At 68.9% G+C, this 17,257-nt stretch carries 15 protein-coding genes; 6 read left to right on the plus strand and 9 right to left on the minus strand.

The window, feature by feature from the left end:
- Positions 1 to 82: 82 nt before the first annotated feature.
- Genes R2601_RS17625 through R2601_RS17640 form a run of 4 tightly spaced genes read right to left on the minus strand, consistent with a single transcriptional unit; the run spans position 83 to position 5,089 of the window.
- On the minus strand, positions 83 to 778 hold the full coding sequence (locus tag R2601_RS17625) for a Crp/Fnr family transcriptional regulator (RefSeq protein WP_007800778.1): 696 nt from the start codon (positions 776 to 778) through the stop codon (positions 83 to 85).
- A complete protein-coding gene (locus R2601_RS25585) occupies positions 775 to 1,758 on the minus strand; it encodes a cytochrome c (protein WP_144266928.1) in 984 nt (327 codons plus the stop codon). Before R2601_RS25585 ends, R2601_RS17625 begins: the two co-directional genes overlap by 4 nt.
- Positions 1,755 to 2,276, minus strand: coding sequence for a (2Fe-2S)-binding protein (locus R2601_RS17635; RefSeq protein WP_007800782.1), 522 nt, complete (start codon positions 2,274 to 2,276; stop codon positions 1,755 to 1,757). The genes R2601_RS25585 and R2601_RS17635 overlap by 4 nt, the downstream gene beginning before the upstream one ends.
- On the minus strand, positions 2,273 to 5,089 hold the full coding sequence (locus R2601_RS17640) for a xanthine dehydrogenase family protein molybdopterin-binding subunit (protein ID WP_007800784.1): 2,817 nt from the start codon (positions 5,087 to 5,089) through the stop codon (positions 2,273 to 2,275). Before R2601_RS17640 ends, R2601_RS17635 begins: the two co-directional genes overlap by 4 nt.
- 965 nt (positions 5,090 to 6,054) lie before the next feature.
- Between R2601_RS17640 and R2601_RS17645 the strand changes: the two genes are divergently transcribed.
- Both R2601_RS17645 and R2601_RS17650 read left to right on the plus strand, forming a co-directional pair.
- A complete protein-coding gene (locus tag R2601_RS17645; RefSeq protein WP_007800785.1) occupies positions 6,055 to 7,188 on the plus strand; it encodes a metallophosphoesterase family protein in 1,134 nt (377 codons plus the stop codon).
- The gene (locus tag R2601_RS17650; protein WP_007800787.1) at positions 7,185 to 9,782 is read left to right on the plus strand and encodes an AAA family ATPase; all 2,598 of its coding nucleotides are present in this window, start codon (positions 7,185 to 7,187) and stop codon (positions 9,780 to 9,782) included. The genes R2601_RS17645 and R2601_RS17650 overlap by 4 nt, the downstream gene beginning before the upstream one ends.
- A gap of 10 nt (positions 9,783 to 9,792) precedes the next feature.
- Here R2601_RS17650 and R2601_RS17655 read toward each other — a convergent pair whose 3' ends face one another.
- From R2601_RS17655 to R2601_RS17675, 5 genes are all read right to left on the minus strand, one after another.
- Positions 9,793 to 10,617, minus strand: coding sequence for a MurR/RpiR family transcriptional regulator (locus R2601_RS17655; protein WP_007800789.1), 825 nt, complete (start codon positions 10,615 to 10,617; stop codon positions 9,793 to 9,795).
- A 257-nt stretch (positions 10,618 to 10,874) separates the two neighbouring features.
- The gene (locus tag R2601_RS17660) at positions 10,875 to 11,420 is read right to left on the minus strand and encodes an NADPH-dependent FMN reductase (protein ID WP_007800791.1); all 546 of its coding nucleotides are present in this window, start codon (positions 11,418 to 11,420) and stop codon (positions 10,875 to 10,877) included.
- 31 nt (positions 11,421 to 11,451) lie between these two features.
- Positions 11,452 to 12,801: an MATE family efflux transporter gene (locus tag R2601_RS17665; RefSeq protein WP_007800793.1), complete on the minus strand. Its 1,350-nt coding sequence runs from the start codon at positions 12,799 to 12,801 to the stop codon at positions 11,452 to 11,454.
- A 117-nt stretch (positions 12,802 to 12,918) separates the two neighbouring features.
- Positions 12,919 to 13,428, minus strand: a complete 510-nt coding sequence (locus tag R2601_RS17670) for a PaaI family thioesterase (RefSeq protein WP_007800795.1) — start codon at positions 13,426 to 13,428, stop codon at positions 12,919 to 12,921.
- The gene (locus R2601_RS17675) at positions 13,425 to 13,850 is read right to left on the minus strand and encodes a PaaI family thioesterase (protein ID WP_007800796.1); all 426 of its coding nucleotides are present in this window, start codon (positions 13,848 to 13,850) and stop codon (positions 13,425 to 13,427) included. Before R2601_RS17675 ends, R2601_RS17670 begins: the two co-directional genes overlap by 4 nt.
- Positions 13,851 to 13,975: 125 nt before the next feature.
- Between R2601_RS17675 and R2601_RS17680 the strand changes: the two genes are divergently transcribed.
- From R2601_RS17680 to R2601_RS17695, 4 genes are all read left to right on the plus strand, one after another.
- The gene (locus R2601_RS17680) at positions 13,976 to 14,347 is read left to right on the plus strand and encodes a MerR family transcriptional regulator (protein WP_007800800.1); all 372 of its coding nucleotides are present in this window, start codon (positions 13,976 to 13,978) and stop codon (positions 14,345 to 14,347) included.
- A 307-nt stretch (positions 14,348 to 14,654) separates the two neighbouring features.
- Positions 14,655 to 15,053 carry a MerR family transcriptional regulator gene (locus R2601_RS17685; protein WP_007800802.1) on the plus strand — a complete coding sequence of 133 codons (399 nt, stop codon included), beginning with the start codon at positions 14,655 to 14,657 and terminating at the stop codon, positions 15,051 to 15,053.
- Between the two features lie 32 nt (positions 15,054 to 15,085).
- Positions 15,086 to 16,867 (plus strand): acyl-CoA dehydrogenase, encoded by a 1,782-nt coding sequence (locus tag R2601_RS17690; RefSeq protein WP_007800803.1) that lies wholly within the window; start codon positions 15,086 to 15,088, stop codon positions 16,865 to 16,867.
- 61 nt (positions 16,868 to 16,928) lie between these two features.
- Positions 16,929 to 17,141 carry a hypothetical protein gene (locus R2601_RS17695; RefSeq protein WP_007800805.1) on the plus strand — a complete coding sequence of 71 codons (213 nt, stop codon included), beginning with the start codon at positions 16,929 to 16,931 and terminating at the stop codon, positions 17,139 to 17,141.
- Positions 17,142 to 17,257: the final 116 nt, after the last annotated feature.

The following is a 17,257-nucleotide window of genomic DNA, read 5'->3' on the forward strand; positions in this document are numbered from 1 at the left end:
CGGACGGGGGCAGCGCCCCCTACGGCACGGCCATCTCGGGTCGGAGATCGGGCCGGTGCCACGTTTGCCAGCCAGCACCGTTTCAGCCCCGCTTGAGCAGCGCGGCGTCGCGAGAGCCAGCCCCCAGCTCGTCGAGAGACGGGTCGGGATCGAGAATAACAACCTGCCCCTTGGAAACGTCGATGATCCCCTCCGAGCGCAAGCGTCCGAGGGCCTTGTTCACGCTCTGCCGCGAGCAGCCGAGGATCTCGGCCAACTCCGCCTGGTTGGCGCGGACCCGGTCGCGTCCGTCGCACATGGTGAGCAGCCGCAGGAACAGCCGCTGCTCGAGCGAGCCGTGCTGATCGAGCGCCTTGACCGCGTTGTCATGTGCCATGCGGCTGCGGAACACCGAGGCGACGTTGCGGATGAAGACCGGCGTACGCAGGAACTCGTAGACCACTGCCGTCGGGCAGAAGAGCAGCGTGGTGAGCGGCTGGGTGCGGCACCACGCGATGCAGGTCTCGCGCGAGATGCACTCGATCTCGCCCACCGTTTCGCCGGGGCCGATATGCGCCAGCAGCGTCTGCTCGCCGCGCTCTCCGGTCAGCACCACGTCGACGCGGCCATGCGCCACTAGAAACAGGCCCGGCGGCACCACGTCCTGCTCGAGCAGCACCTCGGGGAATTCGCAGGTCCGCGCCTCGCACCGGTTCAGGAAGTCCGCCTTGTCCTCCGCCGGCAGGTCCGAGAGAATCCTGGCTCTCAGCAAATGCGGAAACGCCACTGCATTCTTCATGGATTCGACCGGTCCTCCAGATAAGAGCGGATCTTGCGCATGTTGCAGACTGGCTGGGTCGGGTCGGCACAACAAGACTGAACCGCTGCGACAGATGCGCCGTAGATCTCTTCCCACGCCTCCTCCGAGAGCCCGAAATAGGGCGGCATGGCATGGCTGAGCGGATAGCTCTGCGCCGCCTCGTCGGCGCCGTGCACCGGCGCGCCGGTCATCCAGGAGGCCAGCTGACCGCAGGAGCCGGGCTTTTCCGCTGACGGGTCCTGCGGGCTGAGGCGCCCGGTGCCGATGCGGTGGCAGCCGAGACAGGTGTTGTCGCGCGGCAGCATCTCGTGGGTCGGCCAGTCGGCAAAGCCGAAGCCCGCATCGACATGCGCATAGGGCCCGAGCGGATTGGTCGGCACGTGGCCCCAGACCTGCCCGACGAAGGGCGAGTACATGAACGGGTCATTGTCGTGGCAACTACCGCAGTCATCCGCGACGACGGTCTCGGGCGGCGCCCAGAAGCCTTCGGCACCCGGATCGGTCGGCGACGGCACCGCCGCGCCGCTGACCGGCGCGCCCCCGGGGCCCTTGGCCTGAAACCAGCAGGTCGCGCCGGTGGCCGGGTTATGCGCGATCACGTCGATCTCGTCGAACTCCGTGCTGTCGGCGCTGCGCAAGCGCTTCTGGCGGCACATGACCGAGACCTGCGCGGTCTCGGTCGAGAGGTTCAGGATGCGCGAGAACGGCACGCATTGCCCGTCCGAGCCCGGCCCGTTGTCGAGCAGCCCCGGCCGGTCACAGGTTTCGGGCGCGCGGTCGGTGATCCGGGCGCCGTCGACGGTGATCGGCACGGTGACGCCCTCGGCGCAGTCGAAGCCCGGGATCGGCGCGATGGCGGCGGCGCAGGCCGCGCCGTAGACCTCGTGCGGCGATTGGGCGTCTGCCGGCGGAGCGAGCACAGCCAGCGTTATGGCGGAGGCTATAACGCGGGCTCTCATAGCTCGATCGCCTCCCCGGCATTGACCGCCTCGGCCAGCGAGCGCAGCGCCTCGAAGTAGCGCACGTAGCCGGTGCAGCGGCAGATATGGCTGCCGATGGCCTCCATCATCGCGGCCTCGAGCTGGTCGGGCGGCACCGGCTGCGCCTGCAGCCCGCTCAGGAACATCCGCGCCGCCATCACGAAGCCCGGTGCGCAATAGCCGCACTGGAAGGCGAACTGGTCGAGGAAGGCCTGTTGCACCGGATCGGGCCGGCCTCCGCGGGCGACGCTCTCGATTGTCGAGACCTGTGTGCCGTCGAGCGTTGCCAGCGCGGTGGAGCAGCTGATCGTCGGCGAGGGCGCCGGGCTCGGCGGCTTGACCACCTGCACGGTGCAGGCACGGCAGACGCCGATACCGCAGCAGAGCTTGGTGCCGGTGAGGTTCAGCTCGTGATGCAGGAAATCGAGCAGCGTTTCCTGGCCGCGGCTGTCGGGCAACTCGAAGTCCACGCCATTGACTGTAAAGCGGATGGTCATGGCGCGAGCCCCCCGAGGATCTTGTCCGGTGTCATCGGCAGCGAGGCGAAGCGCACGCCGGTGGCATCGCGCAGCGCGTTGGAGATCGCCGGCGGGATCGAGCACATCACCGCCTCGGCGATGCCGCGTCCGACCCGCGGGCTGTCTGGCGGCGGCGGCAGGGTGATCAACTCCTGCGCCCGTGCACCGGGCACGTAGCGGTCGCCCAGAGGCACGTCGCCGGCGCGCGCCACGTGGTAGCGGTTGAGGTTCCAGCGCCCGTCGGCGGGGCCCTCCATGCCCGGCGGCATGTCCTCGAGCAGGCTGTAACTGATCGCCATCGCGACGCCGCCCTGACTCTGCCCCGAGACCAGCTCGGGCACGTGGATGTGCCCGGCATTGAGCACGCTCAGCACATTCTCGACCTGCACGCGTCCGCTCGCGCGGTCGAGCGTCAGCCCGACCACGTTGACACAAGGGGCCCAGACATAGCGCGAATAGCGCGCGGTCTCGGGCGCGGGGTAGCTGCCGTCGCGGCGCGGGATCGGCTGCGGCGCGGTCTTGCTGCCGTGGTAATAGGCCAGCCCGTCGAGCTGCAGGCGCAGCGCGCCGCCGGGCGTGTCGAAATCGGCCTCGACCCAGACGTTCTGGAAATAGGCATGCCCCAGCGCGCCGGTGGGCAGGCCCATTTCATGGACCACCTCGGCCAGCGCCGCCAGCGTCAGCGGCGCGCCAATCCCGCCCGCAGGCCGCAGCGCGCCGGCGTCCCAGACCACATCCTCGGGCGACAGCGGACCACCGCCCCAGAGCCTTGCCGCCGCGACCAGCAGCGAGCCGCGCAGCAAGGCCTGCGCCGTCTGTTGCACGGTGTTGACCTGATGCAGCCCGGTCAGGCAGGCCGAGGACGAGCCGGTGCCCTTCTGGGTCCACATCGGATCGTCCCAGCGGTCTGGGTTGTCGCTGTCGTCGCTCAGCCCGGTCTGCGGGAAGAGCGTGTAGCCGCCCATCTCGACGCGGGTCGCATTGGCCCCGAGGATCGGCCCGATGGTGACCCCCAGCGTCGTGGCCGAGCCGTTGCCCATGTCCACCGCATCGGACTGCACTGTCAGCGTGCCGTCGCGCTCGAGATGCACCGCCGCGACCATGCCGTCGCCCGAGGTGCCGTAGGCCTGCAACGACATGGCGAGCCCGGTGCCGTAGGTCCGCCCCTCGGCCTCGTGCGCGGCCCGGATCTCGGCGCGCTCGGCCCAGAGCGGGTGCGCCGCGGCGATGTCGAGCATTTCGGGCAGGCTCAGCGATTGCTCGATGGGGCCGCCGGTGACCGTGGTGTCGCCCTCGGCGATCAGGTTGGCCCGGCGCAGCGCCATCGGGTCCCAACCCTGCGCCGCGGCGAGATCGTCTAGCGCCGTCTCGATGGCGAAATAGGCCTGCGGGCCGCCGAAGCCGCGCTGCGAGCCGCCAGAGATGTTCTCGGTGTGCAGGGCCTCGGCGTGGATGTCCGCCACCGGCAGGCGATAGCTGCCTCCCGCGCAGAGCGCTCCCAACGAGGCCACGTAGGGCGACAGGTTGCGCCGCCCGCCGCCATCGAAGCTCATCGAGAGCTGGACCGCCTCGAGCCGCATGTCGTCATGGGCATAGAGCGTGCCCTCTGCCGTCGTGGCGTGGCGCTTGAGCCCGACGCGGAACTGCTCGAACCGGTCATAGGCGAGGCGGACCGGGTTGCCGTCGGCAAAGGCCACCGCCAGCGCCAGCATCAGCGAAAACGGCGAACTGTCGCGCCCGCCAAAGCCCCCGCCCGGGTAACAGCTGTGCAGCGTCACATGGCTCAACTCCGGGACCGGAGAGCCGGCGCTGCCGAACATGCTGGCGATGTTGCGCAGGTCGCCATCGGGCGACTGGGTGCCGAGAACCAGCTGCATCTCCCGGCGTGCCGGGTCGATCCAGGCAAGGCCAGCCTCGGGCTCCATGAACATCGGGTCCATCGCCCGCATCTCGGCGCGGATCGGCTGGCGGATCAGCCCGGTCGCCTCGTCCAGCGCCTTGCGGATGCGCGCCTGCACGCCCGGCGCCTCGCGCGCATAGGTCTCGGCGTCAGTGCCGGCATAATCGAAGCCCGGATCCTTGACGTAGAGCGTGCGCGGATCGAACGGGTGATCCGGCAGCGGCGTGCCGTCAGGGCCTTCGCCGGGCCCGTAGTGCTGCACGATGCCGTCATCCCCGGCGAGGAAGCGGCGCGCCGCTCGATAGGCTGCGAGGCTGTCGAAAAGCAAAAGCGCCACAGCCTGCCCGAGGAAGTTCGGCGTCGTGCCCGGCATCACCAGAAGGTCGAAGCTCAGCCCATCCGGCAGGTTGAAGCTGCCGTCCTTGGCCGCCTTCTCCTGCTCTGCGGCCTTGGCCGACAGGAGGTCATCCACGTGTAGATCGCGCTCGAACTGCACCGGCGCGTCGAAGAGCCTCGGGTCGAGATCGCTGCCGAGGATCACCCGCGTCGGCGCGGCCTCTGGCGGCAGAGGCGCAAGGTCCAGCCCGAGAAAGGCCTCCTGCGTGGTGCGGGCGCGCAGGTAGAGCGCGTGCCACTGGTGATCCGGCCAGCCCGCCATGTCGCCGGCTCGAAAATCGCGGGCGTAGATCTTCTGGCCGGTGACCTTGGCCAGCCCCTCAATGCGCTGTGCGGCCACCCCGGGCACCGGGCCGAGCGGTGTGGAGACACCCGCACCCGCGCCCTGCCCGCGACCCGGCAGTCCCAGCACGCTCAGCCCGATGATCCCGGATGCGGTTTTCAGAAAGCCGCGGCGCGTCATCGGCGCGGCATTGCTGACTGGCGGGGGTGCCATGCCCGTCTCCCTCTCCCTCAACGCTCCGTGTCGGAGCTCGTCCGGGTGGACGATCAAAATTAAATTATGTTTAGATGCTTTGAGGCGAGCGTGACGGCACACGGCACAACCGTCAAGTGCGGCGGCGGGACGACACAAGGATTTTCTCTGAAAGATCGACGTGAGGCGCCGGACTGGCTCAAGAAGCAGGACCGGCCCGGACGCAGTCCCGAAGACCTGCGCCCGAACCAACGGGCCACGACGGCCCAGCACACACCCACACACCTGCACCGGACGCACTTGCGAGCCGATAGATCACGCACCTCCCCTCGCGAGGAAAGAAGGCTGTCCGGATGACAGGTGCCCGATATGGTTCGGACGCCGGCCCCGGACGTCGGGATGGATGATGGCGGCACTGCAGCCCGAAGCGGGAACAATCTGCAGCACCACCGAGGAAAACCTACCTGCAATAAAGCGAAGGGAAAAAAGTCCTTCATATTTCGACAATCAACGTCCTGAGATTGCCATGACCGCGCCAATCCGAGAACGCCGAAAGTCCCGGACATGTCAGCGGCTTGACATATGCCCGTCCGAAGATGTTAGCGAAGAGAATGCCACCTCCCGAGCCCAACCACGCCTGACCGGCTCCGCCGACGCAAGAGAACCCGAAGCCTTGCCTCGCACCGACGGCTCGATTCCAGCTCCATCCTTTGGTCAAAAGGCTTTTGCTTCTGGCGCACTTCGGAGCGGTCAGCTGGCAGGTCTCACACCATGGTCGTCGCCATCGGCAAGCTGCTGCTTGGGGAGCTGGCACAGCGCCTGAGCGGGACCGCGCATCGCGTCGCGGCGGAGAGAAGAGAGCGACAGGCGGGAAAGCCCTTGCAACCGGGTGATGTTCCCGTTTCAGTCTCGGCAAGAGCGCGCCGCCTCCGCAACGCCCCCCTTTTCCGCGCGGCGCCAACGATCCGAAGACCCCGGGAGCCTCGATGACCCTGCGCTTTCTGCACGCCTCCGACCTGCATATCGGCCGGAAGTTCGCCAACATCCCCCAGCCCGCCGATGGCAACATCCGCGGCCGGCTGATGGAGGCCCGCCACGGCGCCATTGCCCGCCTCGCGCAGGTCGCCAAAGACAAGGGCGCGGCGCATATCCTCCTCGCCGGCGACACGTTCGACACCGCCACGCCCTCTCCGGCGGTGGTGCGCCAGGCGCTTGCCGCCATGGGCGAGGCCGAGGGCGTGACCTGGTGGCTGCTGCCGGGCAACCACGACAATCTGCGCGATGCCGAGCCGCTCTGGGACAGCATCCGCGAGACAGCGCCCGCAAATGTCAAAGCAGTGACCGAAGCCGCGCCCACAGCCCTCGACGACCATGCCACCCTCCTGCCCTGTCCCGTCGCCTACCGGGCCGGCGGCAGCGATCCCACCGAGGCGATGGTGGGCATGGACAGCCCAGAGGGCCACCTGCGCATCGGGCTCGCCCATGGCGGCGTCACCGATTTCACCGAGAGCGGCGAGGTCATCGCGCCCGACCGCGACCGCAGCGCGCGGCTCGACTACTTAGCCCTCGGCGACTGGCACGGCCGCATGGCGGTCTCGCCGCGCGTGCACTATCCCGGCAGCCCCGAACAGGACCGCTTCAAGCACGGCGCCCGCGGCGTCTGCCTCTGCGTCAGCCTCACCGCCCCCGGTGCGCCGTCGCAGGTCGAGGAGGTCGAGACCGGCCAGTTCCTCTGGACCGAGATCCCGCTGCCGCTTCACCCCCGTCAGGACGCCGCCGCCGCCCTCGCCGCCGCGCTGCCGCCTTCGGGGCGGCGCGACGTGCTGGTGCGCGTCAACGCTTCGGGCTGGGCCGGGCTCGCGGACCGGGCGCAGCTTGACGAAACGATCGCCCGTCTGGGACCGGAATTCGCCCATTTCGAGCTGCGCGCCGAGGCGCTCGGCACCCAGTACGACGCCGCCGATCTCGACCAGATCGACCATGGCGGCGGCGCCCTGCGCATTGCCGCCGAGGCGCTGATGGCCGATGCCGAAGCCGACACACTCTCCCCGGAGGAGCGCGCCGCCGCCGCTGATGCGCTGGCCCGGCTCTATGCCTATGTGCGGAAGGGTGCGGAATGAAGCTGCGCGCCATCGAGCTGCACAACGTCCGTCAGTTCACCTCGCCAGTCCGCATCGACGGCATCGGCGACGGTCTGAACGTGCTGAGCGAACCCAACGAGGCCGGCAAGTCGACGCTGTTCGACGCGCTGCAGGCGCTGTTCTTCAAGCCCCACGGCAGCGCCGACAAGGAGACCAAGGCGCTCCGCCCCCATGCCGGCGGCGCCCCCGAGATCCGCGTCGATCTGGAGATCCCGGAGGGCACCTTCACCGTCGCCAAGCGCTGGCTGCAGAAGTCCTCCGCCACGGTGCATCAGGACGGCCGCCTGATCGCGCAGGCCGATGCCGCCGAGGCGTGGATCGCCCGCGCCCTCGGTCAGGACGCCGGCGGGCCGTCGGGGCTGATCTGGGTGCGGCAGGGCCTCACCGCGCTGACAGATGGTTCGAAAAAGGAGAAGGACGCGGCGCTCGAGGCGCGGCGCGACCTGCTCTCTTCGGTCAGCGAGGAGGTCGAGGCGATGACCGGCGGGCGGCGCATGGACGCGGCGTTGCGGCGCTGCCGCGAGGAGCTGGGGCTTTACGCCACCGGCACCGGCCGACCGCGCACCGGCGGGCCGTGGAAGGCGGCGCAGGACCGGGTCGAGGCCCTCACGTCGGACCGCGACAGGCTGGCGGGGCTCACGCAGGACCTTCACGGTGCGCTGGCGGCGCGCAACCGCGCCCGCCGCACGCTGGCCGAGCTCACCGCCAGTGACGCGATCGAGAGCCGCCGCAGCCGGCTCGAGGCCGCCCGCGCCGCCCATCAGGCCGCCACCCGCCACGCCGAGGAGGCCGAAGCGCTGGCCCGCAAGACCGACATGGCGCGGCTCACCGCCTCGAACGCGCAGGCGCGGCTCGACGGGCTGCGCAAGGCGCTGGCCGAGCTTGCCGAGGCCACGACCCTCGGCACCGAAACAGAGGCCGCCGCCACGCAGGCGCGCGCCACCCATGCCGAGGCCGTCGAGGTCCATGCGCAGGCCCAGACCGCCCTGCAGGGCGCCGCCGAGGCGCTCGACCGGTCCGAGACCGACCGTCGCCGCGCCGAGCGCGCGCAGGCGGCGCGCGACAGCGCCGACCGGCGCAAGGATCTCGAGACCCGCCTCACCGAGGCCGACCGCGCCCGCACCGAGATGGAGCGCGCCAAGGCGGCGATACAGGGCCCTGATGCCAAGGCCCTGCAGCGCATCGAGGCTCGCGCCGCCGATCTCACCGCCACCGAGGCCGCCCGCGATGCCCGCGCCACCCAAGTTCTGATGCGCTACGCCGAGGGCGCCACCGCGCAGGTCCGGCTCGAGGGCCGCGCGCTCGAAGAAGGCGGCGCCCTGCCCCTGACCCGCGCCGCGCAGCTCGAGATCGACGGCATCGGCAGGCTCGAGATCCGCCCGCCCGAGATTGGCGGCAGCGACCCGGTCGAGGCGGCCCGCGCCGCCCTGCGCGCAGCCCTCGCCGAGATCGGCGCCGAGCGCCTCGACGACGCCCGCAGCATGGCCGCCGCCCGCAGCCGCGCCGAGCAGACCCATGGCGAGGCGCGCGCGGTTCTGGCCTCGCTCGCGCCCGAGGGGCTCGACGCGCTGCGACAGCAGCTCGCCGCCCTGCCCAAGGCCGAAGAGGCCGAGGACGCCCCGGATCTCGCCATTGCCATTGCCGCCCATGAGGCCGCGCGCGAGGCCGAGAAGCGCGCGCGCGCGAGCCTCGCCAGCGCCGCCGAACGGCTGTCGCAGGCGCTGTCCGAGAAGACCCGCACCGAGACGCTGCTCGCGCAGGTCACGGACCGGCTCGCCCGCGCCCGCGCCGCGCTCGAGGGCGCGGAGAGCGACGAGGCGGCGCTCGCGGCGCAGGCCGAGACCGCGCGGCAGCAGCTGCACCTCGCCGAGGCAGCCCATGCGGAGAAGCTTCAGAGCGCGCCCGATCTCGCCGGCGCCGAGGCGGCGCTGGCGCGGGCGCAATCGGTCGAGGATCAGGCCCGACAGGAGATCGAGACCCTGCGACCCGAGCTCGCCCGCCTCGAGGAGCGGATCGCCCGCGCCGCCGGGGACGCGGTCGAGGAGCGTCTCGCAGAGACCGAGGAGATGCTGGCCGGGGCCGAGGCCGACCTCGCGCGCATCAGCCACGAGGTCGCAGCGCTCACGCGGCTCGAACAGGCGCTTACCGCGGCGCGCACCGAAGCCAGGGAGCGCTATTTTGAACCGGTCGCCAAGGAGTTGCGCCCGCTCCTCAACCTTCTGTGGCAGGATGCCGAGCTCACCTGGGCCGAGGATTCTCTGCTGCCCGACGGCCTCGTTCGTCACGGCCAGGCCGAGCCGCTGGATATCCTTTCGGGCGGGACGCAGGAACAGGTGGCGCTGCTGGTGCGGCTGGCCTTCGCGCGGATGCTGCAGGCGGCGGGCCGCGCGGCGCCGGTGATCCTTGACGATGCGCTGGTGTTCACCGACGACGACCGCATCGAGCGCATGTTCAACGCGCTGCATCGTCAGGCGGCGGACCTGCAGATCCTCGTGCTCACCTGCCGGCAGCGCGCCTTCCGCGATCTCGGTGGGCGGTCGCTGCGCGTCCTGCCGCTCGACGCGACCGCCTGAGCGCCGCCGGTCAGACCTCGCCGAGCCGCGCGTTGACCTCGTCGATCCGGCGCAGCCGCGAGCGCGCGATGGCACCGGCGCGCTGGGTCGCGCGCGCCCCGATCTGGCTACACAGCGACAACACCGCCGCGTGGCTTTCCTGTGCCTCGGAGGTCTCGGTCCGGCAGCGGAACTGCCAGCGCACCCCGGCGGCGAGCCCGGCCTCCTCGTCGCCGATCAGCGCGATCGGCACACCGCTGCGGCGCAGCTCGTCGAGCAGCGCCTCGGTACGGCCCTCTCGGCGCCCGAGCGCCATGCAGATCACCAGATCATCGGGAGCAATCTCGGTGACGTATTCGCCAAGACTGACACCGGGCTGCGGAATGCTGGCGCATGTCGGCGCCACCTGTACCAGTTGGGTCTGCAGGTAATCCGCGAACACCCGGCACAGCCGGAAACCCACCAGCCAGACGCGGCGTGACGACACCACCGCATCCGCAAGGCTCTCTAGGTCGTCGGTATCGACCTGCTGGTAGGTCCAGATCAGGTTGTCGATCTCATCTCGCACGGTTTCCGAGATCTCGGTCGTGCCCGTCCGCAGGCGTGGCCGCACGCTGATCTGTCCGTTGCATTGCTGGCGCTCGTCGCGGGCGGCGCGCCGCGCGGCGTCGTAATTCTCGAACCCCAGCCGCCGCACGAAGCGCGACACCGTCGCCTTGGACACGCCGCAAAGCCGCGCCAACTCCTGCGCGTCATAGGAGGCAAGGTCGCCTGGAAACTCTAGAAGGAAGCAGCCGAGCTTGTACTCGGCACGATGCAAATCGGGAAGTTGCGCTCGAACGCGGGCAAGAAACATAAGAATAACCGTTCTGAAATCATAATTTCACACATCATTTTTGTGACGAGCGCTGCCTTCGCGCAAGTCCCGCGATCCAATTTCGCGGCTTTCGCACAAATTTTGCAGATGACGGCGCTTGAGGCCGCCGCATGAGCAATAATCCGCCGGCACACACTCAACCATAGCGCGGACCGCGTCGATCCGCGTCGACCTGATGAAACGTGATGAAATTTAAGTTTTACCCATTTTCGTCGCGTGAGGGTCGGCGCGGGCCCCTAGCCCTTCGCGATCTGCTCCGCGAATCCGCGGACGAAGGTCACCAACCGGTCCCGTGTGGCCGCGTCGGAGAGCCGGCCCTCGTCATCGAACAGCCCCGCGGCTTTCGAAACAAGCAACCGCCCTTCGAACCATGGCCGGGTGCCGAGGGTTCGCAGCACCGGCAGCCAGGCGTTCTGCGACAGGATGGTTCCGAAACCTCCGGGAGAGGCCCCGATCAGCGCCACCGACTTGCCCTTGAAGAGCGCCGCGCCGTCGCCCGAGCTCATCCAGTCGATAGCGTTCTTGAACACGCCGGGAACGCTGTTGTTGTACTCCGGCGTGAACATCAGCAGCCCGTCGGCCTCTGCAAGTGCGGCGCGCAGGTCGAGCACCGGCTGCGGCGTGCCCTCGGCCTCGAGATCAGCATCGTAGAGCGGCACGCCGTGGATCGTGCGGGCGTCGATTTCGACACCGTCCGGCGCGTGTGCCGCGGCGGCGTGCAGCAGCCCTGTGTTGAAGCTCTTGCGGCGCAGGCTGCCCGACAATCCCAGAATGCGTGTCATTGCCGTCTCCTTGCTGTCATCCCGGCTCAAGCTAGGCGGCGCGCGGCAGAGGTCCAGCCGCCGCATGGGCGGCACGTTCGAGCGCCGGGTAGCGCAGCGCCAGGGTGAGCCCGCGCGCCACGAAAGAGATCTGCATCGCCAGCCACAGCCCATGATTTTCCAGCGGCCCGAGGAACACTGCCAGCGCCACGCAATAGAGCGCCGCCGAGACGATCATCATGTTGCGCATGTCGCGCGACCGGGTGGCACCGATGAAAATGCCGTCGAACATGGTGAGCCCGAGCTGCGTCAGCGGTGCCAGCACCATCCACGGCAGGTAGCTGCGCGCCTCGGCGCGGACCCCGGGATCGGTGGCCATGATGTCGATGATCACCGGGCCGGCGAGCCAGAAACACAGCGCCATGAGCGCGGCAGACGCGGTCGCCCAGGCGCTGGTCAGGACCGCGCCGCGCCGCAGGAGATGCACCTGCCCGGCCCCGAAGGCCCGGCCCACCAGCGCCTCGGCGGCAAAGGCAAAGCCGTCAAGCGCGTGGCCGGTGATCATCAGGAACTGCAGCAGCACCTGGTTGGCGGCGAGCGTGACATCGCCGAACTTGCCGCCGACCAGCAGGAAGGAAACGAAGATCGCCTCGAGCAGCAGCGAGCGGATCAGGATATCGGTGTTGACCACCGCCATGCGCTTGAGGCGCAGCTTGTCGAAGACCCGGGACCAGTCGCGCGCCGAGGGCAGGCCCAGAGTGGCGCGGCACAGCCACAGCCCCATGGCGAGACCGGACCACTCGGCGATGAAGGTGGCAATGGCCACCCCCTCGACGCCCCAGCCGAAGCCCAGCACGAAGAGCAGATCGAGACCGACATTGATGGCGTTCATCCAAAGCTGAAGGACAAACACCCCGCGCGTGCGCTCCTGCGCGATCAGCCAGCCGGTGATGCCGTAGATGGCGATGGCCGCCGGTGCCGACCAGATGCGGATCTGCATGTAGCTTCGTGCCATCGCCTCGACCTCGGGAGAGGCCGGCGAGACCGCGAAGGCGGCGGCGAAGATGCCCCATTGCACCGCGATCAGCAGCACGCCTGCGCCGATGCCGATGAGCAGCGCCCGGGTCAGGAGCGCGGCAACCTCGGCCCGGTCACCGGCCCCGGCAGCCTGCGCCGCAAGCCCCACGGTGCCCATGCGGAGAAAGCCGAACACCCAGTAGATCGCCGAAAGCACGATGGCGCCGACGCCGACCGCGGCGATGGGCTCGGGCTGCGGGATCTGGCCCACCACGCCGGTATCGACGGCGCCGAGGATCGGGATCGTCACGTTCGACAGCAGGATCGGAATGGCGATCCTGAGAACGCGGGAATGGGTGATCGGCGTGGCGGATGTATCGGACATGGCTCGGCTCGGTGTGGGAAGGCCGGAGGGGGCGCTGCCCCCGTCCGCGCAAGCGCGGACTCCCCCGGAGTATTTTTGACGTAAAGAAGCCGGGGACGCGGGCTGCGGGCGGTGGGGTCAGCCCTCCTTGCGGGGCATCAGGAAATGCGCGTGGGCCTGGGCGATGGGGCGGTCGTGGTTGTCCTGCCAGGCCTCGGCGCGGACGCTGGCATAGCGACGGCCCGAGCGGGTGACATGGGCGCGGGCATAGGCATCGCGCGGCAGACCCGAACGCAGGTAGTCGACGGTGAAGTCGATGGTCTTGGGCAGGCGCGGCAGCTCTCCGGCCTCGAGCGCGTCGAGGGTCAGCACACCGCTCTCCACGTCCTCCCAGAGCAGGCCCCAGCTCAGGGTGATGATGGCGGTGACCTCGAGAAAGGCGGCTGTGACGCCGCCATGCAGCGCCGGGAGCTCCGGGTTGCCGATCAGCTTGTCGTCGTAGTTCAGCACACCGGTGAGCTCGTCGCCGCGGCGGTCGAAGGAAATGTTCAGGAAGCGGATATAGGGCACCCGGCCGGCCAGCGCCGTGAGCGCCGCGTCGCGGCGTTGCTTGACCACCTGCACCGGTTCGGGGGGACGGCGGTTCATGTCGCGCCCTCCACGGTGAAGGTGCCGGTGGCGGTCGCCACCGGGTTGTCGGGGTCGTCGTCATGGGCGGTGGCGCGCACGAAGGCCACCGAGCGCGTCACGTGGTGGCACTCGGCCCGCGCCACGATGGCCTGGCCGGGGGTCGCGGCGCGCAGGTAGTCGATGCGCAGGCTGATCGTGGCGGTGCCGCCGGGATTGCTCGGATGCGACATGGTGGCCGCGCCGCCGCAGGTGTCCATCAGCGTCGAAACCGCGCCGCCGTGGATCACCCCGGTGTCGGGATCGCCCACCAGCGCCGGATCGTAGGGCATGCGGATCACCGCGATGCCGTCGTGGATCTCGGTGATTTCGAGCTGCAGCGCCCGCGCCTGCGGCACCAGGTTGATGAACTCGCGCGCGAGCTCGGTCTTGTCGACTTGCATCCGACGCCTCCGTGACTGTCGGCGCCTTTATGCGGGCGCGACAGGGGCTTCGCAAGGCTCTGCCGATCGTGTTGCGCCGCAGCGTCCGGCGCACTAGGTTCAGCCTCACGATCAAGGAGGAGCAGATGAGCGAGACCCGTCTCAGCTTCAAGGAGATGTGCGAGCGCTTCGAAGTGACGCCGCGCACCCTGCGATACTACGAGTATATCGAACTGCTCTCCCCCGACCGGGAGGGCCGCTCGCGCTATTACGGCCCCCGCGAGGTGGCGCGCATGGTGCTGATCCTGCGCGGCCGCCGCTTCGGCTTCCAGCTCGAGGACATCCGGCAATGGCTGGAGATGCGCGAGCAGCAGGGCAGCCAGGCGCAGATGCAGGCCTGGCTCGAGATGGCCGACCGGCAGATGCTGGAGCTGGCCGAGCAGAAGCGCCAGCTCGACGAGGCCATGGCCGAGCTCAAAGCGCTTCGGGACGACACCGCGAAATCGCTGGAGGGCTGAGCCCTTCCGGCCGAATCTCGTCACGGTCTGCCCTGCGTGGCCGCTTTTTCCGCTCCGATGAGGAACGGCCGCAAGCGCTTTGGCAAATCCCCGGCGCGGCGCCTGAGCACGCTCCGAATTCGGTTTCGCGGAGCGCCTGCTTTACGTAACGAAATGTCCCCGAAATGCGGGTGACGCGAAAGGAAGTTACGTCAACTTGGAAGTGACGTGGCGTCTCGGTTACGTCAACCAAATTAGCCATTGTAAGACTCGGCTCGAAGGCGCACCTCACCCGGCATCTTAACGCTACGTGAGGGGAGCAAAACCAATGAGCGACGAGCAGATGATGACGATCCGGGAAATGTGCGACATGTTCGACGTCACCCCCCGGACCCTGCGTTTCTACGAGCAGAAGGAGCTGCTCTTCCCGGTGCGGGAAGGTCAGAAACGGCTCTTCACCCGGCGCGACCGCGCCCGGCTCAAGCTGATCCTGCGCGGCAAGCGCTTCGGCTTCAGCCTCGAGGAGATCCGGCAGCTGCTCGACCTGTACGACATGGGCGACCAGCAGCACACGCAGATCGCCCGCACCTACGAGATCGCCCAGCAGCGGCTCGACGACCTGCACAAGCAGCGCGACGAGCTCGATGCCGCGATCAGCGACCTGAAGGACCAGCTGGCATGGGGCGAGAGGATGCTCCAGCAGCTGCAGCAGAAAAAGGCCGGCTGACCTGTCAGCCGGAGGCATGAAGGAGGAGACATATGCCGAGCTACACCGCCCCCGTGAAGGACATGCAGTTCGTGCTGCACGACGTCCTCGACGTCAGCAGCACCGGCATTCCGGGCTATGACGAGCTCGACCGCGACACCACCGCGGCGATCCTCGACGAGGCGGCGAAACTCGCCGAGAACGTGCTCGCGCCCCTGAACCCGGTGGGTGACGCGCAGGGCTGCACGCTGGAGAACGGCGTGGTGCGCACCCCCGAGGGCTTTCACGATGCCTTCAACCAGATGCGCGAGGGCGGCTGGCCGGCGCTGGATTGCGATCCCGAGTATGGCGGCCAGGGCCTGCCCTATCTCGTCTCCACCGCGGTGGGCGAGATGTTCTCCTCCGCCAACATGGCCTTCAACATGTACCAGGGTCTGACCCATGGCGCCTACAACGCCATCCATGCGCATGGCTCCGAGGAGCAGAAGGCCACCTACCTGCCCAAGATGGTGAGCTGCGAGTGGGGCGGGACGATGAACCTCACCGAGCCCCATTGCGGCACCGATCTCGGCCTGATCAAGACCAAGGCCGAGCCGCAGGAGGACGGGACCTACAAGATCACCGGCTCCAAGATCTGGATCTCGGCCGGTGAGCACGACATGGTCGACAACATCATCCACTTGGTGCTGGCCAAGATCCCCGGGGGCCCCGAGGGGGTGAAGGGCATCTCGCTGTTCATCGTGCCGAAATTCATGGTCAACGCGGATGGCTCGCGGGGCGACCGCAACGCCGTGAGCTGCGGCGGTCTCGAGCACAAGATGGGGATCCACGGCAACGCCACCTGCGTGATGAACTACGACGGCGCCACCGGCTTCCTCGTGGGCGAGGCGCACAAGGGCATGCGGGCGATGTTCACCATGATGAATGAGGCCCGGCTCGGCGTCGGCCTGCAGGGCTATGCGCAGGGGGCTGTGGCCTACCAGAACGCGCTCGGCTTCGCCAAGGACCGGCTGCAGGGCCGCGACGTGACCGGCGCCAAGAACCCCGAGGGGCCGGCGGACTCGATCATGGTGCACCCGGATGTGCGCCGCAACCTGATGGACCAGAAGGCGCTGACCGAGGGCGCGCGGGCCTTCGTCTTCTGGGGCGCGTCGCTGATCGACCAGGCGCATCGCTCGGGCGACAAGGACGCCGAAGGGCTGATCTCGCTGCTGACCCCGGTGATCAAGGGCTTCCTCACCGACAAGGGGTTCGAGACGGCAGTTCTGGCGCAGCAGACGCTGGGCGGCTCGGGCTTCACCCGGGAATGGGGGCTCGAGCAGTTCGTCCGCGATGCGCGGATCACGATGATCTACGAGGGCACCAACGGCATCCAGTCGCTGGACCTGGTGGGCCGCAAGCTGGCGCAGGATGGCGGCAAGCACGTCATGGCCTTCTTCGACATGGTCAAGCGCTTCATCGCCGAGCACAAGGGACAGGACGAGGCGTTCGACGCGCAGTTCCTCGAGCCGCTCAAGGCCGCGTCGAAGGATTTGCAGCAGGCCGGCATGTTCTTCATGCAGAACGGCATGAAGACCCCCAACGAGGCGCTGTCGGGGTCGTATGACTTCATGCACCTCTTCGGCCATGTCTGCCTGGGCCTGATGTGGGCGCGCATGGCGGTGGCGGCGAAGGCTGCCCTGGCCGGGGACGGCGCCGACCGCGCCTTCCTCAACGCCAAGATGGCCACCGGGCGCTACTACATGGCGCGCCAGCTGCCCGCGACCCGCACCCACCTGGCGCGGATCGAGAGCGGCGCCGAGCCGGTGATGGCGCTGGACGTCGAAAGCTTCTGACGCGAGGGTGGCGGCGGGGTCTCGGGCCCCGCCCATCCGCCCTGACCGAAGGAGAGAGACCTTGCCGAAACGCTTCCGCCTGACCCGCCGCCTGTCGGTCGCCATGACCGAGGACGGCTATCGCGGCCTGCGGCGCTTTGCCGGGGAGGCCGGGCTCGACGAGGGCGAGGCGCTGTCCTTCCTCTTCGAGCATTTCGACAGCGTCACCGACAGCGAGACGCTGGCGCACCGGCTGCGGCTGTTCAACGCCGAGCTGGAGGCGCGCAAGCGCTAGACACGAGAGATCTCAGAAGAGCCGCGGCGGCAGGGAGGGCCAATGCGCAGCATGATCGCCACTGATCCGGCCACGGATCCATCCTCTGCGCCGATCCCGCGCGAAGGACCGGGGGT

This window comes from Salipiger bermudensis HTCC2601 (genome assembly GCF_000153725.1).
In the GTDB taxonomy this organism is placed as follows: Bacteria; Pseudomonadota; Alphaproteobacteria; order Rhodobacterales; family Rhodobacteraceae; genus Salipiger; species Salipiger bermudensis.